This window comes from Polaribacter sp., from assembly GCF_039939415.1.
Lineage (GTDB): Bacteria > Bacteroidota > Bacteroidia > Flavobacteriales > Flavobacteriaceae > Polaribacter.
In genome coordinates this window covers 60,893-82,966 of record NZ_JBDVJE010000055.1, presented here as the reverse complement: position 1 = coordinate 82,966, position 22,074 = coordinate 60,893, and the positions used below count along the sequence as shown (strand labels likewise).

The following is a 22,074-nucleotide window of genomic DNA, read 5'->3' as shown; positions in this document are numbered from 1 at the left end:
TTATGATTGTTAATACAGAATTAGAACAAAAAGGAAATTTATTTCCAACAGAAATAGTGAGCTACAAAAAAGACGTAGACACTTTATATTTTACAACAAAAAACAATGTAGTTCTTCAACTAACAGTAGTAAGAGATAGTGTAATTAGGTTTAGGTACGCTACTACCGGAAAATTTGATAAAGACTTTTCATACGGTGTTACAATTCACGCTTCTAGAGGTTATAACTTTTTAGAAGTTACAGAAGATGAAAAATATTACATTATTACAACATCTAAATTAATTTGTAAAGTAGAAAAACAAAGCTTACAAGTAAGTTTATTTGACGCTGTAGATCTAAAACTTATTAATGAAGATGAAATTGGTTTTCATTGGGAAGAATGTTACGAACATGGAGGAGATATCGTAAAGATGAGTAAAATCTGTCAGAAAGCAGAAAGTTTTTACGGCTTAGGTGATAAACCTGTAGAAGTAAACCTAAAAGGGAAACGTTTCGAAAACTGGGCAACAGATTCTTACGCTTTCGGTAAAAACACAGACCCAATATACAAAGCAATACCTTTTTACACTGCTATTCAAAATAACAAATCGTATGGTGTTTTCTTTGATAATACATTTAAAACTTCTTTTGATTTTGCTCACGAAAGAAGAAATGTAACAAGTTTTTGGGCACAAGGAGGAGAAATGAACTATTATTTCATCTACGGACCAAAAATGGAAGATGTAGTTGCTAACTATACAGATTTAACAGGTAAACCTCATGCATTACCTCCTTTATGGGCATTAGGTTTTCATCAATGTAAATGGAGTTATTATCCAGAATCAAATGTTAAAGAAGTAACCAATACTTTTAGAGATTTAAAAATTCCTTGTGATGCTATTTATTTAGATATTGATTACATGGATGGTTTTCGTTGTTTTACTTGGGATAAAAACTATTTTCCAGATCCAAAAAGAATGGTAAAAGAATTAGAAGATGATGGTTTTAAAACCGTTGTTATTATAGATCCAGGTATTAAAATTGATTTAGAATATGATGTTTTTAAAGAAGCGTTAGATAAAGATTATTTCTGTAAGCGAGCAGATGGTCCTTATATGAAAGGTAAAGTTTGGCCCGGAGAATGTTATTTTCCAGATTATACGAAACCAGAAGTAAGAGAATGGTGGTCTGGATTATTCCAAGAATTAATAGAAGATATAGGTGTTAAAGGTGTTTGGAATGATATGAATGAGCCTGCAGTAATGGATGTGCCAAATAAATCTTTTCCAGACGATGTACGTCATGATTATGATGGAAACCCATGTTCTCATAGAAAAGCACATAATATTTACGGTACACAAATGGCACGTGCCACTTATCATGGTTTAAAAAAATATGCATATCCAAAAAGACCTTTTGTTATTACAAGATCTGCATATTCTGGAGCACAAAGATATACTTCTACTTGGATGGGAGACAATGTTGCAACTTGGGAACATTTAGCTATAGCTAATAACCAAGCTCAAAGAATGGCAATGTCTGGTTTTTCTTTTGCAGGAAGTGATATTGGTGGATTTGCAGAACAACCACAAGGTGAATTATTCGCACGTTGGATTCAATTAGGAATTTTCCATGTTTTCTGTAGAGTTCATTCTTCAGGAGATCATGGAGATCAAGAACCTTGGGTTTTTGGTGATGAAATAACAGATATTGTAAGAAAATTTGTTGAAATTAGATATCAACTTTTACCATATTTATATACTGCTTTCTGGAAACATATTAATGATGGTACTCCAATTTTAAAATCTTTAGTTTTATACGATCAAGAAGATCATGGAACACATTACAGAAGTGATGAATTTATTTATGGAGAACAAATTTTAGTTTGCCCAATACAAGAACCAAACGCTAAAGGAAGAAGAATGTATATTCCTAGAGGTAAATGGTATAATTTCTGGACAGATGATGTTGTTGAAGGAGGTAAAGAAATGTGGGTAGATGCAGATATAGATAGCATGCCAATTTTTATTAAAGAAGGAGCTATAATACCTAAATATCCTGTACAACAATATGTTGGAGAGAAGAAGTTTGACGAAATTACTTTAGATCTATATTATAAAAAAGGTAAAGAAGTTTCTAAATTATATGATGATGCACATGATGGATATGATTATAAAAAAGGAAGATTTAGTTTACGTACTTTTAAATTAACAGGTAAAAAACAAGAACTAATTTTACAACAGCATAAAACAGGAGATTTTAATGCAAAATATTCTAAATTTAAGATTATTTTACACAACCTTCCTTTTACTATTACATCTATACAAATAGATAATGTTGAAATATCTTTAAGTGATGTTCAAAATGGAGATACTCAATCTATACTTATAGATAAAGAATTTACAGAACTACATTTATCAGGAAAATAATATTTCTCACTCACTGTTTTCCGTGATAAAACTAACGGAAAACAGTGAGTGAAAAAAAACCCCATAAATGGGTATTGTAAATAAGTTAAAACTACAATATATTTGTAGTATAAGAAGTTTTACCACAACATAACTACTATGTTTAAACTTTCTTAAAATCTTTGTTTAACACAAAAAGCGATTAACTGTCCCCTAAACATTAATCGCTTTTTTTATACCTTAATGTTAAATAACTATACTTTTTTTCTTCACTGAAAACAGTGAGAAATCTCACTGTTTTCAGTGAAGGAAAAAAAACCCCAGAAATGGGTATTGTAGTAAACAAAAAACTAATATATATTTGTAATGTAATTATTTTCTTATCCCCAAGAATTATGATTTATCTTTGAAGTTATCTTCAAATGTATAATAGTAAAAAACGATTAATAGACCCCCTAATCTTTAATCGTTTTTTTATGCTATCTACTTTAATATTTAAAATAAAAAAACCTCAAAACAATGTTTTGAGGTAGTATAAAATATCGAATTAAAAAAACACTAAAAACCGTCTCCTAATTCTTTAAGTTTTTCTGTATTTTCTGCCAACATTAATTCGTCTATAATTTTCTGAATATCTCCATTAACGATATTAGATAAATCATAAAGAGTTAATCCTATTCTATGATCTGTAACCCTTCCTTGAGGGTAATTATATGTTCTAATTTTAGCACTTCTATCTCCAGAAGAAACCATAGAACCACGTTTTAAAGCATCTTCTGCATTTTTCTTAGCCAACTCCATATCATATAAACGAGAACGTAATACTTTAAAAGCTTTCTCTTTATTTTTATGCTGAGATTTTTGATCTTGACATTGAGCTACTAATCCTGTTGGAATATGCGTTAAACGAACTGCCGAATATGTAGTATTTACAGACTGACCTCCAGGACCTGAAGAGCAGAAAAAATCTATTCTTACATCTTTTGGGTTAATTTCAACATCAAATTCTTCTGCTTCCGGAAAAACCATACATGTGGCTGCAGATGTATGCACACGTCCTTGTGTTTCTGTTTGAGGAACTCTTTGTACTCGATGAACACCAGCTTCAAATTTTAAAATACCGTAAACATCATTACCAGTAACTTCAAACTGAATTTCTTTAAACCCACCATTTGTTCCTTCAGAATAATCTACAGTAGAAACTTTCCAACCTTTACTTTCACAATATTTAGTATACATTCTAAATAAATCTCCAGCAAAAATACTTGCTTCATCTCCTCCTGCTCCTGCTCTTAATTCTACAACAGCATTCTTAGAATCTTCTGGATCTTTGGGTATTAATAAGAATTTTATTTCTTCTTCTAATTGCGGAATTCTTGTATTGGCTTCTTCAATTTCCATTTTAGCCATTTCATTCATTTCTGCATCAGAACCATCTGCAAGAATTTCTTTTGCTTCTTCAATATTGTTTAATAAAGTTTGATATTCATCTCCTCTTTTTACAACATCTCCTAAATCTTTGTATTCTTTCATTAATTGCGCATAACGCTTCTGATCCATAATAATTTCTGGCTGAATAATTAAATCAGAAACCTCATCATAACGTTGCTTTACAATTCTTAATTTATCTAACATCTTCTGTCTTTTCTTGGATTGCGAATTTACAATTTTTATAGGTATATTTGATGAAAGCTAACTACTTTTATGAAATTACTCTTATTTACTTGTTGTTTGTTATTGATAATCTCTTGTGCAGATAAAAAAACAGAAATTAAGAAGCCAATTTTTTTAATAGGTAATTGGATTCGTGTTAACGATAAAAAAGGGAGTTCTACATTTGAGAAATGGAATTCAGAATTAAAAGGTATTGGCTATACACTAAAAGAAAAAGACACTACTTTTAAAGAAATTTTAAGTATTATTAATATTAAAGACACGCTTACTTTAAAAGTAGAAAACGTAAATAAAACCCCAACATACTTTAAATTTACAAAACAAACAGACACTTCTTTTATTTGTGAAAACCTACAAAATAAGTTTCCTAAAAAAATAAAATATTATTTAGAAAACGACCTATTAAAAGCAATTGTTTCTGCAAATAAATTTAAAATTGAGTTTATATTTGAAAGAGAATTATAATTGATTTTAAATTACACTTAACTACTTATTCTGTAATTCTGTTGCTTTACGTTCTAATTCTGTTTGAAATTCTTCCATAACAGGTTTTACTGTACTTTCTGGTAAATCTGATACTTTAATATACATTAAACCATCTACAGCATTATTAAATTTAGGATCTACATTAAACGCTACTAAACGTGCATTTTGTTTTACATATTTTTTTATTAAAACGGGTATTCTTAATGCTCCTGGCTCAATTTCATCAATAATTTTATCAAACTTTTGCATGTCTGCTTTAGTAGCATCGAACACAAAATCTTTATCCCCATCTTTTAATTTTACCTTATATTCTTTCTTTGGATAAATATATTGGGCAATATATGGATCGTAATAATGAGATTTCATAAACTCAATCATTAAAGATTTTGAAAACTCAGAAAATTGATTACTAATAGAAACACCTCCCATTAAATATTTATGCTCAGGATAACGTAAGGTAACATGCACTATTCCTTTCCAGAGTAAAAAAAGAGGCATTGGTTTTTGTTGATACTCACCAATTATAAAAGCCCTACCCATTTCTATGGTATTTGCCATCATTTGATGTAATTCTGGTTCTATTCTAAATAATGTTTGAACGTAAAACCCATTAATACCATGTTGTTTATAAATTTCTTTTCCAAGACCCATTCTATAAGCTCCTGCCAAACAATTTGCCTGTCTATCCCATAAAAACATATGGTAATAATATTTATCGTATTTATCTAGATCTATTGCTTTATTTGTACCCTCTCCAACATCTCTAAAAGTAATTTCTCTTAGTCTGCCTATTTCATGTAATAAGTTAGGAATCTCTTTTGCATTTGCAAAAAAAACTTCATAATTTTTACTTTCTAACAACCTTCCATTTCCATTTCTTAAAGTTTCTACTTCTTTAATAAATAAATCTGTATTTCTTTGGGCTGTTATTTTTTTAGCTGGTTTTTTGGGTATTTTTATATTTTGGGTAGAAATTAATTTATGTGCTTTTTCAAAAGGATTTGCTAACATGTAGGTTTTCTTTCGAATAAACTCATAAAATGCAGGAATTTCTTTAAACTCATTTTGATCTTTTACAGAAATTGGTTTTCCTATTCTAACTTTAATTACTTTTCCTCTTTGAGACATTAATTCAGAAGGTAATTTTGCAGTTCTTAAAGTATCGGATATTTTAGCTAAAATGTAGAAAAGACGACTATTTTTTGCATGAAAATAAATAGGTATTACAGGCACATTTGCTTTTTTAATTAGCTTTACAGCACCTTCTTCCCAAGGTTTATCAACATTTAACTTACCATCCTTATAGGTAGATACTTCTCCTGCAGGAAAAATCCCTAAAGGATATCCTTCTCTTAAATGTAATAATGCATTTTTAACTCCTGCAACACTCGATTTTACATCCTTTCTATCTTCAAAAGGATTTACGGGCATTACATAAGGCTTAAGAGGTTCTATTCTGTGCAGTAAAAAATTAGCAATAATTTTATAATCTGCTCTTTTTTCCATTAGCAGTTTTAACAACAAAATACCATCTATTCCTCCTAAAGGATGATTAGAAATGGTTATAAAAGCGCCATCTTTTGGAATTCTTTTTAAATCTTCTTCTGGAATTTCAAATTTAATATCACAATCATATAAAACACCGTTTAAAAAATCTAAACCAGTCTTGTTTTTATTATGATCATAGATTTTATTAACCTCAGAAATACGAAGTATTTTTAATAAAATCCAACCAATAAAAGTTCCTAAAAAACCAAGTTTCTGTAAACCAGTTGCTTGTGCTATTTCTTTAGATGTTACTAATGCCATTCGTTATTGTTAAAGCGAACTACAAACATACTAAAAAAACAACTATGCAAATATTAATTTGTTGCTAAAACAATCTGAATTGTTTCTTTATTTACTTGAGTTAATAGAGATTCTCCTTTAGTTTCAATACTTTTAATTGCTGCATCATCAAAATGACGAACCGTATATAAATCTACTCCTTTTTGAACATCAATTTTAAATTGTGTTTTTAACTCTTCATAAAAAGCATCAAACTTGTTAAATTTATTGTCTATACAAACAGAAAAACTAATTGCAGAGTTTTGAATTAGGTTTACTTTTAATTGATAATCATGTAATTTCTGAAAGATATGACTAATATTATTTTCTACCATAAAAGAGAAATCTAGCGCAGAAATAGAAACTAAAATTTGATTTTTCTTTACAATAAAGCAAGGTATATACGGTACTAATCTTGTTCCTTTAGAAACTTTAGTTCCTGTTTCTTTTGGGTTTACAAAAGAACGCACTAATAAAGGAATTTCTTTTCTTTCTAATGGTTGTAGTGTTTTAGGATGAATTACTGAAGCACCATAAAAAGCCATTTCTATTGCTTCTTCATAAGAAATTTGCTCTAACAAAGTTGTATCTGTAAATACTCTTGGATCTGCATTTAAAACACCTGGAACATCTTTCCAGATTGTTACATTTTCTGCATCCAAACAATACGCAAAAATACCTGCTGTATAATCAGAACCTTCTCTACCTAAAGTGGTTGTGTTCTCAGTGTCATTTGCTGCAATAAAACCTTGAGTTATATTTAATTTAGAAGCATCTAACTTTTTACTAATTATACTTTGAGTTAGTTCCCAATCAACTTTAGCATCTCTATAATTGCTATCTGTTTTTATGTAATTTCTAACATCAAACCAATTATTTTCAACTCCTATCTTAGTTAAATATGCACTAACAATTTTGGTTGACAAAAGTTCTCCAAAACTAATAATTTGATCATAAACGTAATTATATCTCTGTGATGTATTTCTTGCCAAAAACCAGCTTAATTCACCTAAAAGAATATCAATTTCTTTATAAATATCATCATTCTTGTCAAACAAATCATTCATTAAATTTTTATGAAAATCTTCAACAATTCCTAGTTTTTCTGATAATTCATCTGTTTTGTTATAATATGCGTCTATTACTTCTTCGAAAGCATTTGTTATTTTACCCATTGCAGAAATTACAACTACTGTATTTTCTGTTCCTTCACTTTGTAAAATTTGAGTAATATTCTTTACACTTGTGGCATCTTTTACAGATGCTCCTCCAAATTTAAAAATCTTCATTTTAACTGTTTTGAATAAATTTTGCTAAATTTTCTTTGTTCATTTGCACAACAGACCAATCATTTAAATAAGTGGCTCCTGTACTTTTATAAAATTCTACAGCATTTGTATTCCAATCAATCACCTCCCAAGCAACTCTTTTATAATTATTATCAAAAGCATATTTTAAAACGGCTGTATACAATGCTTTACCTGCTCCTATTTTTTGCTTTTGTTTTGTAACAATTAAATCTTCTAAATGAATTGTTTTTCCTTTCCAAGTTGAATAACGTTCATAAAACAAAGCAATACCAATAATCTTGTTTTGTTGTTCTGCTACAAAAATTTTAAACTGTGGGTTTTCAGAAAAACCATCTATTAATAAGTCTTCTACCGTAATTTCTACAGCGTTAGGTTCTTTTTCAAAAACTGCCAATTCTGTAATTAAATCTAATACAGATTGCATATCTTTTTTTTCACCTTGTCGTACAATAAAATCCATAATTATAAATTTTAATCAAAGATAGTTCTTTTGGTTTCGACCAAAAATAATTGAATATTTTGAACAGTTATTTCTCTTTTGTTTAATTTTTTTTATTCAAAAATAACTAACTAAAACGTTGTAGTTACTTAAAAAAGTTTAGATATTTGTTTAAAACAAATAATATTACCAAAATATGATTGGAAAAAACCAAACTTTAGGAGAATTTATTATTGAAAATCAACATGCTTTTAAATATAGTTCAGGAGAATTATCAAGCCTATTAAACTCTATTAGATTAGCTGCAAAAGTAGTTAACCACGAAGTTAATAAAGCTGGTTTAGTAGATATTATTGGGGCATTTGGGGACACAAATATTCAAGGTGAAGATCAGCAAAAATTAGATGTTTATGCTAATGATAAGTTTATTCAAACTTTAACAAAGAGAAATATTGTTTGTGGTATTGCCAGTGAAGAAGAAGATAGTTTTATAACAATTAATAGTATTGATGAAAATCACCAAAATAAATATGTTGTTTTAATAGATCCTTTAGATGGGTCTTCTAACATTGATGTAAATGTTTCTGTTGGAACTATTTTTTCTATTTACAGAAGAGTAACACCTGTTGGAAACCCTGTACAATTAGAAGATTTTTTACAAAAAGGTAGTGAACAAGTTGCTGCTGGTTATGTAGTTTATGGTACTTCTACAATGTTAGTTTACACAACTGGAGATGGTGTTAACGGTTTTACACTAAACCCTGCAATTGGTTCTTTTTACTTATCTCACCCTAAAATGGAATTTCCAGAAGATGGAAGTATTTATTCTGTAAATGAAGGAAATTATTTTGATTTCCCTTTAGGTGTAAAAAAATACATTAAATACTGTCAGGAAGAAGAAGGAGACAGACCTTATACAAGTAGATATATTGGTTCTTTGGTTTCTGATTTTCATAGAAATATGATTAAAGGAGGAATTTATATGTACCCTAAAGGATCTAGAAATCCTAATGGAAAGTTACGTTTATTGTATGAATGCAATCCTATGGCTTTTATTGCAGAACAAGCAAATGGTAAATCATCAGATGGGTATACTAGAACTATGGATGTAGAACCAACAGAATTACACCAAAGAGTTCCATTTATTTGCGGTAGTATAAATATGGTTGAAGAATTGGAAGAGTTTATGCAAAAATACGGAGAATAAATCTTCTTTATACTTCTATAAATTTTCAAAACATATTCTCCTTGTAAAAATATCTATTTATAGTTAATTTTACAATTGTAAATAATACACTAACTTAAAAAAATATAATAATGGCTTTTGAATTACCAGAATTAGGATACGCTTATGATGCGTTAGAACCAAACATTGATGCAAGAACTATGGAAATTCATCATGGTAAACATCATAATGGATATACAACAAAATTAAATGCTGCAATTGCAGGTACTGACTTAGAAGGAAAATCTATTGAAGATATTCTTACTAATTTAGATATGAGTAATGGTGCAGTTAGAAATAATGGAGGAGGATTTTACAACCACTCATTATTTTGGACAGTAATGAACCCAGAAGGAAGAGGATATTTATCTGGAGAATTAAAAGATGCTATTGAGGCTGCTTTTGGTTCTAAAGAGGCTTTTATTGAAGCTTTTTCTAAAGCAGCAGCAACACAATTTGGTTCTGGTTGGGCTTGGTTATGTGTTTTACCAGGAGGAAAAGTAGAAGTTTGTTCTACACCAAACCAAGACAATCCTTTAATGCCTGGTGTTACTTGTGAAGGTACTCCTATTTTAGGATTAGATGTTTGGGAACATGCATATTACTTAAATTACCAAAACAGAAGACCAGACTATATTGATGCTTTCTTTAATGTAATTAATTGGAATGAAGTTGAAAAAAGATATGCAGAAGCTAAATAGTTTCCATAAAAACGTAATAAAAAAACATCCTAAAACTAGGATGTTTTTTTTTGCTTATTTTTTAATACACTTCTTTTATTTTACGATTCACTTCACTTATTGTTAATAACTACAATATTAGATTATTTATGTGCTAAAATCGATAGAGAAAACACTTTTAAAGGTGTCTGAGTAATATCTTAACACAATACCTCTAATTCTTTTATTCTAAAAAATAGATTATTAGCTATAGAGTTTAAAAAAATATTTACTTAAAAAAAAGTAAAATACTGATTATCAAAAAGTAAAAACTAGTACAGCTAGCAAGTGTTTTTTTTATCTAAAAAAAAAAACAAAAAAACATTTGCTAGAACCATAAAACATATTATATTTGCACCGCTCTTAAGAAATTTAGGAGGGTAAATACCAAGTTCTATAAAATACAATGACTGCGAAAGTAGCTCAGGGGTAGAGCATCACCTTGCCAAGGTGGAGGTCGCGGGTTCAAATCCCGTCTTTCGCTCTAAAAAATATACCAATGCTGAAGTGGTGGAATTGGTAGACACGCTGGACTTAAAATCCAGTGAGCAGTAATGCTCGTATGGGTTCAAGTCCCATCTTCAGTACTAAAAACCGTAACATTTATTTGTTACGGTTTTTTTGTGTTTAAAAAATTTTAAAAAAAGACATAAAAAAAAGAGCTGATAAATCAGCTCTTTTTTTATCAATCTATAAATCCCCCAACTTATGATTGCTTATTTCAATTAAACCCTAAACTACGTATTAACATAATTACACTACAAATGTAATGTGATATTAGGATGTAAATTAAAGTTTTCGTTTGATGGGTGTAATAGATAGATTAATGACGCTCTAAAATCGATAAATGTATTAAAGTAAATTTAACCTTTTCATTAATTCACTCTTATTAGATCTACTAATAGGAATAACACTCTTTTTTATTAAAACAGAATTATCTTCAATATCTATAATTTGAGAAGTATTAATTATAAATGATCTATGGATTCTAAGAAATAATGAAGATGGTAATTTATCTTCTATTTTTTTTAAGGTAGAGTGTACAATATAATTTTTCTTTTCGGTTTTTATACTAATATAATCACCTTTTGCTTCAACAAAATAAATTTCTGGTATATTAATTCTAACCAATCTTCTATCTACACTAACATAAATAAACTTAGTGTTTTTATTTAAAACTTCTTCATTCGAAGAAACTTTTACATCTTCTAAATGAGATAACTTATGTAATGATTTATCAAACCTTTCTTTTGTAATAGGTTTTACCAAATAATCAACTACACATTCATACTCAAAAGCTTGCAATGCAAAATTTTTATCAGAAGTAGTTAAAATAATTTTTGGAGGAGATTTAAGAGTTTGAATAAAATCGAAGCCAGAAAAAGTAGGCATATGTATATCTAAGAAGATTAAATCTACTGTATTAGAATTAAGGTATTTTATAGCATCAATTGCAGAACCAAACTCTTCTTTTACAACAACTTGTTTAGAAAGCTTGCATAACTGATTAATAATTAGTCTGGCAGTTGAATCGTCGTCAATGATAATACTATTCATAATATTTAAAGGCTCTCTTTAGGCTTCTAAATATACATGAATTTTATTTAGGATTTTTACAAAATCAGGATATAATTTTATGTCTGAATTTTTAAGGTCTGTTTCAAAGTTAGAAGCTAGTTCTAATCCTTTCTTAAAACCCAATATACTTACTTTGTGTTTTATTTTATGAACATCTAATGCCGCTTTTTGATAATTCTTGTTATTAAAATTATTATGAAAAAGAGTACACTCTTCTGGAAATTCTTTTTTTAAAACCGATAAAATACTTTCTTCAAAAGCTAAATCACCTCCAGAAAGTTCTTTAATAAAATTAATATTTGGTAATTCCATTTATGTAATACTAAAGAGTAAAAATAGAATTAATTATTGATAAGTTCATTTCGTTTCCAATATTTTAATAATGATTTAACTTTTTTAGAATATTTAGAGTATTGAGCCGGTTTTGTAAAATACCCTGATATACCATAATCATAACATTCTTTCAACTCACTATAGTCTTCTGAATTAGACATAATTATGATAGGGATATTTTTAAATTCAATTTTAGTCTTCAACTCTTTTAAAAGTTCTAGACCATTCATTTTTGGCATATGTAAATCTAAAATAATAATATTAAAAGTGTTTTCAATTTTATATAAAAAATTTAGCGCTTGCTCTCCATTTACTGCCTCTATAATTGAACATGGAAAACTGATATCTTTACAAACTTTTTTAAATTTCATTCTTTCAATTACATCATCATCAATTAATAAAATAGAGAGGGATTTCATTTTTTTAAAATTTTTACAATTTATACATTGTAAAAATGATATAATTAAAGGTGATAATAATATTTGTTAGATTATTCGTTTAAAAAACTCGTTAGATGGTTAAAATAAGTTGTTTAATTATTAATTATACAAGTATTTGTCTTTTAATATATTGATTTAGCGAACAAAAAGTTTCTAGTTTAAGAACTCCTTTAATTAATTTTATTTTTCTGTCTAAAAGCAATAATAAAGACATCTCATCTTTACATAGTACTTTTACAAAAAGAGTAAAACTTCCTGTTGTATAGTGACATTCTACAATTTCTGGAATTTCTTTTAACCTTTTAATAACAGAAGTTAAAACTGCAGATGTTTCTAAATGCAGACCTATAAAGGCAGTAGTTGTATAACCTAAAGATTTTGAGTTTATCATCATTTGATATCCATCTATCAAATCTGATTTTTCTAATTTTCTTAACCTTTGATGAATTGCAGCTCCAGAAATACCTACATCTCTAGCTATACTTAAAATTGGAGTTCTAGCATCTTTTATTAAACTTCTAATAATTTTTTTATCAATTCCGTCAATCTTCATATTATATTCTTTACTATAAAGATAAAAAAAATAGAGAATACATATCGTATTCTCTATTTTTAAATCAAATTGTAACTAAAATTTATAATTTTATTTCATTTCAAAATCTTCCATAAACTTAGTTGTATAGTTTCCTGAAATATAATCTTGATGATCCATTAATTGTCTATGAAAAGGAATGGTGGTTTTAATTCCTTCGATTACAAATTCATCTAATGCTCGTTTCATTTTATTAATTGCTTCTTCCCTTGTTTGGGCAGTAGTAATTAATTTAGCAATCATAGAATCGTAATTTGGCGGAATCATATAACCTGCATAAACATGGGTATCAATTCTTACTCCATGCCCACCAGGAGCATGAAAAGTTGTAATTTTACCAGGAGCTGGTCTAAAATTATTATGAGGATCTTCTGCATTAATTCTACATTCTATAGAATGCATTTGAGGATAATAGTTTTTTCCAGAAATAGGAACTCCTGCTGCAACTAAAATTTGTTCTCTAATTAAATCGTAGTTAACTACTTCTTCTGTTATAGGATGTTCTACTTGAATACGAGTATTCATTTCCATAAAATAGAAGTTTCTGTGCTTATCTACCAAAAACTCTACAGTACCAGCACCTTCGTATTTTATAAATTCAGAAGCTTTTACTGCTGCATCTCCCATTCTATTTCTTAAATCATCTGTCATAAAAGGAGAAGGAGTTTCTTCTGTTAATTTTTGATGACGACGTTGAACAGAACAGTCTCTTTCTGATAAATGACATGCTTTACCAAAAGAATCTCCAATAACTTGAATCTCTATATGTCTTGGCTCTTCAATAAGCTTTTCCATATACATATCATCATTACCAAAGGCAGCTTTAGATTCTTGTCTTGCAGAATCCCAAGCATCTTTTAAATCTTCCTCTTTCCAAATTGCACGCATACCTTTACCTCCACCTCCAGCAGAAGCTTTTAACATTACTGGGTAACCAGTTTCAAGTGCTACTTTTTTACAATTTTCAAAATCTTCAATTACACCTTCACTTCCAGGTACACAAGGTACACCTGCTGCAATCATAGTAGATTTTGCATTTGCTTTATCTCCCATTTGGTCAATCATATCACCAGTTGCGCCTATAAATTTAATATTATGCTCTTCACATAATCTAGAAAATTTAGCATTTTCTGATAAGAATCCGTAACCAGGATGAATTGCATCTGCATTTGTAATTTCTGCAGCAGCAATAATATTAGACATCTTTAAATATGATTCTGAACTTGGAGCTGGACCAATACAAACTGCTTCGTCTGCAAATCTAACATGCAAACTTTCTTCGTCTGCTTTAGAGTAAACTGCTACAGTTTTAATGCCCATTTCTCTACAGGTTCTTATAACACGTAATGCTATTTCACCTCTATTGGCAATTAATATTTTTTTAAACATCTTTGTTGAATTAGTTAATGGGTTAATTTAAAATTGAAGAAAAAAGTTATGTTAACCAACTTTAATCTTACTGTTTCTAATCTAACTATGATGGGTCTACTAAAAATAATGGCTGATCAAATTCAACTGGAGAAGAATCGTCTACTAAAACTTTAACTATCTTACCTGAAACTTCAGATTCTATTTCGTTAAATAATTTCATTGCTTCTATAACGCACACAACATCACCTACAGCTATTTCAGTTCCTACTTCTACAAAGTTTGGCTTATCTGGTGATGGTTTTCTGTAAAAAGTTCCAATAATAGGAGATTTTACTGTAATGAATTTAGCATCATTGCTTTCTGCTTTTGGTGCAGTATTTTCTAAAGAAGTAACCTGTTGTGGTGCTATTGGAGCAGCAACTTGAGGCATTCCTGCAATTGGTGCAGCTTGCACAATAGTAGTCTCTGTTTTATTAGAGCCAGTTCTAATAGTAATTTTTACATCTTCCATTTCTAACTTTACCTCGCTTGCACCAGATTTAGCTACAAATTTTATAAGATTTTGAATTTCTTTAATATCCATACTCATATTTGTTTAGTTGTTGTTATTATGAATTATATGCCCATTTAACATATGCAGCTCCCCAAGTGAAACCACCACCAAATGCGGCAAAAATTATATTATCTCCTTTTTTTAATTGACTTTCATAATCTGCTAATAATAGTGGCAAAGTTGCAGATGTGGTATTACCATATTTATGAATATTTATCATCACTTTTTCTGATGAAACACCTACTCTCTTTGCTGTAGCTTCAATGATTCTTTTATTAGCTTGATGCGCTGCTAACCATTGAATATCTTCTTCTTTTAGATTATTTCTGGTTAACATTTTTTCTGCAACTCCTGCCATGTTAGAAACAGCGTATTTAAATACTGTTTTTCCTTCTTGATATACAAAATGTTTTTTTCCATCTAAAGTTTCTTGTGTAGTTGGCATTAATGACCCTCCAGCTTCAATTCTCAAAAAGTCTCTACCAATTCCATCACTTCTTAAATATTCATCTTGTAAGCCTAATCCTTCAGTATTTGGTTCAAACAATGCAGCTCCTGCCCCATCACCAAAAATAATACAAGTAGCTCTATCTTTATAATCTATAATAGAAGACATTTTATCTGCTCCAATTAATAATACTTTTTTATACCTACCTGATTCAATATAACTTGCAGCAGTAGACATTCCATATAAAAAACTAGAACAGGCTGCCTGTAAATCATAACCAAAAGCATTTGTTGCGCCAATTTCAGATGCTACATAAGCTGCTGTTGACGCTACTGGTAAATCTGGTGTAGCAGTACCAACAATAACTAAATCTATTTCTTCTGGGTTTAATTTAGATTTCTGCAACAATTCTTCTGCTGCTTTTATTGCCATATATGAAGTACCTAAACCTTTATCTTTTAATATTCTTCTTTCTTTGATACCTGTTCTACTTGTAATCCACTCATCATTAGTATCTACTAGGGTTTCTAACTCTTTGTTAGTTAAAACATATTCAGGAACATATTTCCCAACTGCTGTAATTGCTGCAGTAATTTTTGTCATAATCTTAGTTATTTTCCTCTTGGTTAGGAAAACCAAAAGTAATGAAATTTATAACACATTTCTAAGTAAAAATTATCAAAAGAGATGACTTTTACTTAAAAAACGCAAAAAAACCCTCAAAAATGAGGGTTTTTCATGTAAACTTTAATTTTACTATGCTTCTGCTGCTGCAGACTCTAAAACTACCTGACCTCTGTAATATAATTTACCTTCGTGCCAGTGAGCTCTGTGATATAAATGTGCTTCTCCTGTTGTAGGATCTGTTGCTATTTGTTGAGAAGCTGCTTTATAATGTGTTCTCCTTTTATCTCTTCTAGTTTTAGATATTTTTCTTTTAGGATGTGCCATTTTATGTCTTTTTTTCTGTTATTAAATTCTTTAATTTATCCCACCTTGGGTCTGTTTCTTCAACAGTTTTTATTTCTTTTATCTCTAATTCTTTTAACTTATTATATGCTTCAGATTCCATAGTTCCATCTAGAACTTTTGGATGAACTCTTTTATTTGGAACTGATAAAACTATCATTTCATAAATAAATTGAGAAACATTAAATTCGTATGCTTCATGAGGTAAAATTAAAATTTCCTCATTTTCATCATTAAACTCTTGTCCAAAGTTTACCACTAAGGGTAAAACCGCATGAACATCTTGTTTATAAAGCTCGTTTGTTAAATCACAAGGTACTTCTACATAACCATTTGCAGTAAAAGTTAACTCGAACAACGTACTCTTCTTTATAAAGTTTAATAACACTTTAATAGACGAACTTTTAAATTCATCATAATTAAATGCATCAAAGAACTTATTATCAATTTCATAATCGAATAAATGAGTTCCTTCTTTTAATCCTACAAACTGTATGTTGAATTTCTTTAAGTCTTTCATTACCAAACATCAATTGAGCGTGCAAAGATATAAAAATTTATTATTTTACAATCTTTTCTGCAAAAAGTTTTTTACTTTACTAAAAGTGTGTTTTTTGTGAGCTCTTTATATTCTTTTTTTGTTTTAAAAACTTGAATCGCAGTAAACAATGCTTCCTTAAAAGAAGAGGGGTTTGCCATGTTTTTACCTGCTATATCAAAACCGGTTCCATGATCTGGAGAAGTTCTAATTTCACTTAAACCTGCAGTATAATTTACACCATTACCAAAAGACAATGCTTTAAAAGGTGCTAATCCTTGATCATGATAGGTTGCTAATACACCATCAAATTGTTTATATGTTTCAGAACCAAAAAAACCATCGGCTGCATATGGCCCAAAAACTAATTTTCCTGTTTTACTTATTTCTTCTATTGTTGGCTGTATAACTTCATCATCTTCTTCTCCTATAACTCCTTTATCTCCACAATGTGGGTTTAAAGAAAGAACAGCAATTTTAGGCTTATTTATACCAAAATCCTGAACAAGAGAACTATGCATTATTTCTACTTTTTCTGTAATTAAGTCTGAAGTTATAGATTCTGCAACTTTAGAAATAGGGATATGCCCTGTAATTAAACCAATTCTTAACTTATCAGTCATTAAAATCATTAAACTTTTCCCTTCTAGATTCGCTTCTAAATACTCTGTATGTCCAGGAAAATTAAAACCTTCTGATTGAATTGTTTCTTTATTTATAGGTGCAGTTAATAAAACATTAATCTTTTTTTCTTTTAAGAATGTTAACGCTGCTTCTAAAGATTTTGCTGCATACTCACCAGAAATTTTAGTTGCTTTTCCTAATTCTATAGAAACCTCTTCTTTCCAAATATTTAAGATATTAATCTTATTATGATTCAATTGATTTAAAGAAGTTATTCCATGTACAGGAGTTTCTATTTTTAAAGCTTTTTTATGAAAAGAAACAACTTTTGTACTCCCAAAAATAATTGGTGTACAAAAATCTAACATTCTTTTATCTTGAAAAGTTTTTAAAATGACCTCAATACCTATTCCGTTTAAATCTCCTATTGAAATACCAACTATAATTTTATCAGATTTATCCATAGTTACTCTGCTATTATTCCTATTTTTGAATATTACAAAAGTAACTAAATTTTACAGATATGTTTACCGGAATTATAGAAACACTTGGCACAATCACAAATATTACTAAAGAGCAAGATAATTTACACTTAACTATTAAAAGTAATTTTACTAATGAATTAAAAATAGATCAAAGTGTTGCTCATAATGGTGTTTGCTTAACTGTTGTAAACATAGATAACAAAGAATATACTGTTACTGCTATAAAAGAGACTTTAAACAAAACTAATATTGGTAACCTATCTATAAATGACTTTGTAAATTTAGAAAGAGGTATGAAATTAGGAGACAGATTAGATGGACACATTGTACAAGGGCATGTTGATCAGATTGGAAAATGCATCAATATTAAAAAAGAAAATGGAAGCACTGTTTTTACATTTAATTATGATTCATCTAATAAAAATATAACAATAGAAAAAGGTTCTATTACAATTAATGGTGTAAGTTTAACTGTTGTTAATTCTAAAGAAAATGAATTTAGTGTAGCGATAATACCTTACACACTAGAAAATACAACTTTTAAATATATTAAATTAGAAGATATTGTAAACTTAGAATTTGATGTAATTGGCAAGTATGTAAGTAGATTAACTAGTTTTTAGTCTTCCTCAAACCATATAAAACACCAGAAATAATTAAGAAAATTAAACCACTATCAATAGGCAAACCAGGTGGTGGTGGTGGTGGTATAGATGGTGGTACAATCTGACCACTAGCTACGCAAGTAATTAAAAGCATTATAAGTAATGCTAAATATTTTTTTTCTCTCATTTTTATCCCCCCAGATTAAAATTTTGAAATTACATATGTACTATTAGCTGACAAATATAAGAATTTTATATCTAATATCTATAAACTAATGTGGTCCCACTTGGGCTCGAACCAAGGACCCTCTGATTATGAGTCAGATGCTCTAACCAACTGAGCTATGGGACCAATTATTTGGCTGCAAATGTACTGTATATTTTTATATATTTAATACATTTTTTAAAAAAAAAATTTACACACTTCTATTCATTAACCAAAGTCCGAATTTCTTTAACCCATCTTTGCTTTCTTGAGAAATATTCATACAAGATAAAGTGCTGAATGCCTTCTCTGTATAAATTTCTATTTCGTCTTTAATTAATAAAGGAATATCATTTAACTCAAAGATTCTTTTAACCTCAGTTATTTTAAGTGAATTGTCTTGAAGCTTTTGGTTGAAAAAATATTTTAACTTTTCGCTATCAACCTTATTTGCAACTTCTAATGCTTTCAAATAAAGAAAAGTCTTTTTATTTTCGATAATATCACCCCCTATTTGTTTTCCAAATGTCTTAGGGTCTCCAAAAGCATCTAAATAATCGTCTTGTAATTGAAACGCTAACCCTAGGTTAAGTCCAAAGTTATAAATTAAACTTGCGTTTTCATCACTTGTTTCAGCCACAATAGCCCCCATTTTTAACGCTGCCGCTACTAAAACAGATGTTTTTAAACGAATCATATTAATATATTCATTTATTGTTACATCATTTCTCGTTTCAAAATCTACATCTAATTGCTGTCCATCACAAACTTCTAAAGCTGTTTTACTAAAAAGTTGTGCTAATTTCTGAAATACTTTAGGCTCGTAATTTTCGAAATATTGATATGCTAAAATTAACATGGCATCTCCAGAAAGTATACCTGTATTAATATCCCATTTTTCATGAACCGTTTCTTTACCCCTTCTTAAAGGAGCATCATCCATGATATCATCATGAATTAATGTAAAATTATGAAAAACTTCAACAGCCAAAGCTGCTGGCATTGCTTTTTCATATCCTCCAGAAAAAATATCTGCAGCCATTAAAGTTAAAATAGGGCGCATTCTTTTACCTCCTAGCTTTATAATATAATCAATAGGTTCATATAGATTTCTAGGTTCATTAACCCATTTTTTAGATTCTAAAAAATCTATGAAATCTTTCTGATAATGTAAAATATCCAAATCTATAATTTTTTGTAAAAATAACGTAAAGAAATTATTCATTTAAATAGAAATGTTAAAAAATCATTAAAACTTTGGAAACTTTTTTTGTTTCTAAAGTTTCCGTAGTTATATTTGCAAATGTATTATGAAAGATAAAATATTAGAAAAAGCGCAACAAATGTTTTTAAACCTAGGGTTTAAGAGCGTTACTATGGATGAAATTGCTAGTTCTTTAGGTGTATCAAAAAAGACAATTTATAAATATTTTAAAAACAAAACAGAACTTGTAGCCGAAGTAACAAATCTTATGTTTAGTTCAATTTGCACAGGAATTGACAGTATTTGTGCATTGAAAAAAAATCCTATAGAAGAGGTTTTTGATATTAAAAGACTAATTATATCTAATTTAAAAGACGAAAAATCTTCGCCTCAATATCAATTACAAAAATATTACCCCAAAATATATGCCTCAATAAGCAAAAAGCAATTTGATATAATGCAAGTTTGTGTCATAGAAAATTTAAATGACGGTATTCAGCAAGGTTTATATAGAGAAAATATTGATGTTACATTTATTTCACGCATCTATTTCTCTGGAATAATGTCTATTAAAGACAAAGATCTATTTCCTTTAAATGATTATTCAATGAATACATTAATGAATTATTACCTAGATTACCATTTACGAGCAATTTGTACAGAAAAGGGATTAAAACAATTAGAAAACCAATTAAAACTGAAATAAAAACCACATGAAAAAAATAATTATGGCATGCATAAGTACCTGTTTTTTCTTGACAACAAAGGCACAAGAGAAAACAATAAACTTATCTTTAAAAGAAGCAATAGATTTTGCTATTAAGAATAGTTACAACACTAAAGCATCTAAAAATGACATTTTAACTGCAAACAAAAAAGTATGGGAAACAACCTCTATAGGTTTACCTCAAATTAATGGTATAATAGATTATCAAAACTGGTTAAAACAACAGGTTTCTTTATTACCCGCAGAAATAACGGGTGGCACTCCAGGTACATTTATACCAGTAACATTTAGCACAAAACAAAACATAAATGCTTCTGTTACCTTAAAACAGTTACTTTTTGATGGCTCTTACCTAGTAGGCTTACAAGCTTCTAGAACTTATCTAAAGATTTCTAAACAAGCAAATGAAAAAACAGAACTTATAACAAGAGAAGCTGTTATAAACGCTTATGGCAATGTTTTAGTTTCAGAAAATAGTATTACTATTTTAGAAGGAAATATAAAAATTCTTGAAAAAAATTTAAATGATGCTAAAAAAATCTATGAGAACGGGTTTAATGAAGAAGAAGACATAGAGCAATTAGAGATTACATTAGGCAATTTAAAAAGTCAGCTAAATAGTATAAAAAGAATGAAAGACATTGCTTATAAGATGTTAAATCTTTCTTTAGGAAACCCTATTGAAACTAAACTTAAATTAACTGACTCTTTAGACTCTTTAGTAGAAAACAACATTAACTTAAATTTAGTTTCTAAAAATTTTAACTTTAATAATCATATAGATTTTAAAATAGCAGAAAACGATAGAGAATCTAAACGTTTGTTAATGAAACTTGAACAAAGTAAAGCATTGCCTACTTTATCTGCTTTTGTAAACTATGGAACTCAAGCATATTCAGAAACTTTTTCTTTTTTTAAAAGCGATCAAAGTTGGTATAATTCTTCTTTATTAGGCGTTAGCCTAAATATTCCTCTTTTTAGTAGTTTAGGTAGAAGCTCTAAAACTGCACAAGCAAAAATAGCTTTAGAAACTGCAGATATTAGACTTAAAGAAACAGAACAACGTTTAAATCTTCTTGCAGAAAAAGCAAGAAGCGAATATCAATTAAGTATAGAAAACTATAATACAGCAAAGAAAAATATTGGTTTAGCAGAAAGAATAGAAAAGAAACAACGTATTAAATTCTTTGAAGGAATTTCTTCTAGCTTCGATTTATTACAAGCACAAAACCAACTTTACTCGCAACAACAAAATTACATCCAATCTATGTTAGATGTAATTGCTAAAAAAGCAACCTTAGAAAACGCATTAAACCTACCAATCAAATAATAAAC

23 protein-coding genes and 3 tRNA genes are annotated in these 22,074 nt (G+C 28.9%); 9 read left to right on the top strand and 17 right to left on the bottom strand.

Features of this window, described 5'->3' with window-relative positions:
• The first annotated feature begins 2 nt into the window (after nt 1–2).
• On the top strand, nt 3–2,408 hold the full coding sequence (locus ABJG40_RS09505) for a glycoside hydrolase family 31 protein (protein ID WP_348024354.1): 2,406 nt from the start codon (nt 3–5) through the stop codon (nt 2,406–2,408).
• Nucleotides 2,409–2,945: 537 nt separating this feature from the next.
• Here the strand turns inward: ABJG40_RS09505 and prfA are convergent.
• Nucleotides 2,946–4,022, bottom strand: coding sequence for a peptide chain release factor 1 (gene prfA, locus ABJG40_RS09500; protein ID WP_348024353.1), 1,077 nt, complete (start codon nt 4,020–4,022; stop codon nt 2,946–2,948).
• A 69-nt stretch (nt 4,023–4,091) separates the two neighbouring features.
• Between prfA and ABJG40_RS09495 the strand changes: the two genes are divergently transcribed.
• Entirely contained in the window at nt 4,092–4,526 is a 435-nt protein-coding gene (locus ABJG40_RS09495; protein WP_348024352.1) for a hypothetical protein, read from the top strand.
• 21 nt (nt 4,527–4,547) lie between these two features.
• Here the strand turns inward: ABJG40_RS09495 and ABJG40_RS09490 are convergent, their stop codons facing one another.
• The 3 genes from ABJG40_RS09490 to ABJG40_RS09480 are packed head-to-tail and all read right to left on the bottom strand — an operon-like array spanning nt 4,548 to nt 8,144.
• Nucleotides 4,548–6,356 carry a lysophospholipid acyltransferase family protein gene (locus ABJG40_RS09490; RefSeq protein ID WP_348024351.1) on the bottom strand — a complete coding sequence of 603 codons (1,809 nt, stop codon included), beginning with the start codon at nt 6,354–6,356 and terminating at the stop codon, nt 4,548–4,550.
• Nucleotides 6,357–6,409: 53 nt separating this feature from the next.
• The gene (locus ABJG40_RS09485) at nt 6,410–7,663 is read right to left on the bottom strand and encodes an aspartate kinase (protein WP_348024350.1); all 1,254 of its coding nucleotides are present in this window, start codon (nt 7,661–7,663) and stop codon (nt 6,410–6,412) included.
• 1 nt (nt 7,664) lies between these two features.
• A complete protein-coding gene (locus ABJG40_RS09480; protein ID WP_348024349.1) occupies nt 7,665–8,144 on the bottom strand; it encodes a GNAT family N-acetyltransferase in 480 nt (159 codons plus the stop codon).
• A gap of 175 nt (nt 8,145–8,319) precedes the next feature.
• On the opposite strand from ABJG40_RS09480, the gene fbp reads away from it, so the two are divergent.
• The 4 genes from fbp to ABJG40_RS09460 all read left to right on the top strand — a co-directional run bounded on the left by fbp (nt 8,320) and on the right by ABJG40_RS09460 (nt 10,654).
• The gene (fbp, locus tag ABJG40_RS09475; protein ID WP_348024348.1) at nt 8,320–9,330 is read left to right on the top strand and encodes a class 1 fructose-bisphosphatase; all 1,011 of its coding nucleotides are present in this window, start codon (nt 8,320–8,322) and stop codon (nt 9,328–9,330) included.
• 110 nt (nt 9,331–9,440) lie between these two features.
• Complete coding sequence (locus ABJG40_RS09470) at nt 9,441–10,049, top strand: superoxide dismutase (RefSeq protein ID WP_348024347.1); 609 nt, start codon at nt 9,441–9,443, stop codon at nt 10,047–10,049.
• Between the two features lie 430 nt (nt 10,050–10,479).
• A tRNA-Gly gene (locus ABJG40_RS09465) sits at nt 10,480–10,551 on the top strand.
• 17 nt (nt 10,552–10,568) lie between these two features.
• Nucleotides 10,569–10,654, top strand: a tRNA-Leu gene (locus ABJG40_RS09460).
• Between the two features lie 265 nt (nt 10,655–10,919).
• Here ABJG40_RS09460 and ABJG40_RS09455 read toward each other — a convergent pair.
• The 10 genes from ABJG40_RS09455 to pdxA form a co-directional block, all read right to left on the bottom strand.
• Complete coding sequence (locus tag ABJG40_RS09455) at nt 10,920–11,624, bottom strand: LytTR family DNA-binding domain-containing protein (RefSeq protein ID WP_348024346.1); 705 nt, start codon at nt 11,622–11,624, stop codon at nt 10,920–10,922.
• Nucleotides 11,625–11,642: 18 nt separating this feature from the next.
• Nucleotides 11,643–11,957, bottom strand: coding sequence for an Hpt domain-containing protein (locus ABJG40_RS09450; protein ID WP_348024345.1), 315 nt, complete (start codon nt 11,955–11,957; stop codon nt 11,643–11,645).
• A gap of 29 nt (nt 11,958–11,986) precedes the next feature.
• Entirely contained in the window at nt 11,987–12,397 is a 411-nt protein-coding gene (locus tag ABJG40_RS09445) for a response regulator (protein ID WP_348024344.1), read from the bottom strand.
• Nucleotides 12,398–12,521: 124 nt separating this feature from the next.
• Complete coding sequence (locus tag ABJG40_RS09440) at nt 12,522–12,971, bottom strand: Lrp/AsnC ligand binding domain-containing protein (RefSeq protein WP_348024343.1); 450 nt, start codon at nt 12,969–12,971, stop codon at nt 12,522–12,524.
• A 90-nt stretch (nt 12,972–13,061) separates the two neighbouring features.
• The gene (accC, locus tag ABJG40_RS09435; RefSeq protein ID WP_348024342.1) at nt 13,062–14,399 is read right to left on the bottom strand and encodes an acetyl-CoA carboxylase biotin carboxylase subunit; all 1,338 of its coding nucleotides are present in this window, start codon (nt 14,397–14,399) and stop codon (nt 13,062–13,064) included.
• A gap of 85 nt (nt 14,400–14,484) precedes the next feature.
• Nucleotides 14,485–14,964, bottom strand: a complete 480-nt coding sequence (accB, locus tag ABJG40_RS09430) for an acetyl-CoA carboxylase biotin carboxyl carrier protein (RefSeq protein WP_348024341.1) — start codon at nt 14,962–14,964, stop codon at nt 14,485–14,487.
• A gap of 25 nt (nt 14,965–14,989) precedes the next feature.
• Nucleotides 14,990–15,985, bottom strand: a complete 996-nt coding sequence (locus ABJG40_RS09425) for a beta-ketoacyl-ACP synthase III (protein ID WP_348024340.1) — start codon at nt 15,983–15,985, stop codon at nt 14,990–14,992.
• Between the two features lie 153 nt (nt 15,986–16,138).
• The gene (rpmF, locus tag ABJG40_RS09420; protein ID WP_036826951.1) at nt 16,139–16,333 is read right to left on the bottom strand and encodes a 50S ribosomal protein L32; all 195 of its coding nucleotides are present in this window, start codon (nt 16,331–16,333) and stop codon (nt 16,139–16,141) included.
• Nucleotide 16,334: 1 nt separating this feature from the next.
• The gene (locus ABJG40_RS09415) at nt 16,335–16,871 is read right to left on the bottom strand and encodes a DUF177 domain-containing protein (RefSeq protein WP_348024339.1); all 537 of its coding nucleotides are present in this window, start codon (nt 16,869–16,871) and stop codon (nt 16,335–16,337) included.
• Nucleotides 16,872–16,942: 71 nt separating this feature from the next.
• A complete protein-coding gene (pdxA, locus tag ABJG40_RS09410; protein ID WP_348024338.1) occupies nt 16,943–17,977 on the bottom strand; it encodes a 4-hydroxythreonine-4-phosphate dehydrogenase PdxA in 1,035 nt (344 codons plus the stop codon).
• 59 nt (nt 17,978–18,036) lie between these two features.
• Between pdxA and ABJG40_RS09405 the strand changes: the two genes are divergently transcribed.
• Nucleotides 18,037–18,621, top strand: coding sequence for a riboflavin synthase (locus ABJG40_RS09405; protein WP_348024337.1), 585 nt, complete (start codon nt 18,037–18,039; stop codon nt 18,619–18,621).
• On the opposite strand, the gene ABJG40_RS09400 is transcribed toward ABJG40_RS09405, so the two are convergent.
• From ABJG40_RS09400 to ABJG40_RS09390, 3 genes are all read right to left on the bottom strand, one after another.
• Nucleotides 18,611–18,790: a hypothetical protein gene (locus ABJG40_RS09400; RefSeq protein WP_348024336.1), complete on the bottom strand. Its 180-nt coding sequence runs from the start codon at nt 18,788–18,790 to the stop codon at nt 18,611–18,613. The two genes, ABJG40_RS09405 and ABJG40_RS09400, sit on opposite strands and share 11 nt — an antisense overlap.
• A 91-nt stretch (nt 18,791–18,881) precedes the next feature.
• Nucleotides 18,882–18,955, bottom strand: a tRNA-Ile gene (locus ABJG40_RS09395).
• A 64-nt stretch (nt 18,956–19,019) separates the two neighbouring features.
• Nucleotides 19,020–20,033 (bottom strand): polyprenyl synthetase family protein, encoded by a 1,014-nt coding sequence (locus ABJG40_RS09390; protein WP_348024335.1) that lies wholly within the window; start codon nt 20,031–20,033, stop codon nt 19,020–19,022.
• Between the two features lie 85 nt (nt 20,034–20,118).
• On the opposite strand from ABJG40_RS09390, the gene ABJG40_RS09385 reads away from it, so the two are divergent.
• Complete coding sequence (locus ABJG40_RS09385) at nt 20,119–20,718, top strand: TetR/AcrR family transcriptional regulator (RefSeq protein ID WP_348024334.1); 600 nt, start codon at nt 20,119–20,121, stop codon at nt 20,716–20,718.
• 7 nt (nt 20,719–20,725) lie between these two features.
• Nucleotides 20,726–22,069: a TolC family protein gene (locus tag ABJG40_RS09380; protein WP_348024333.1), complete on the top strand. Its 1,344-nt coding sequence runs from the start codon at nt 20,726–20,728 to the stop codon at nt 22,067–22,069.
• Nucleotides 22,070–22,074 lie beyond the last annotated feature (5 nt).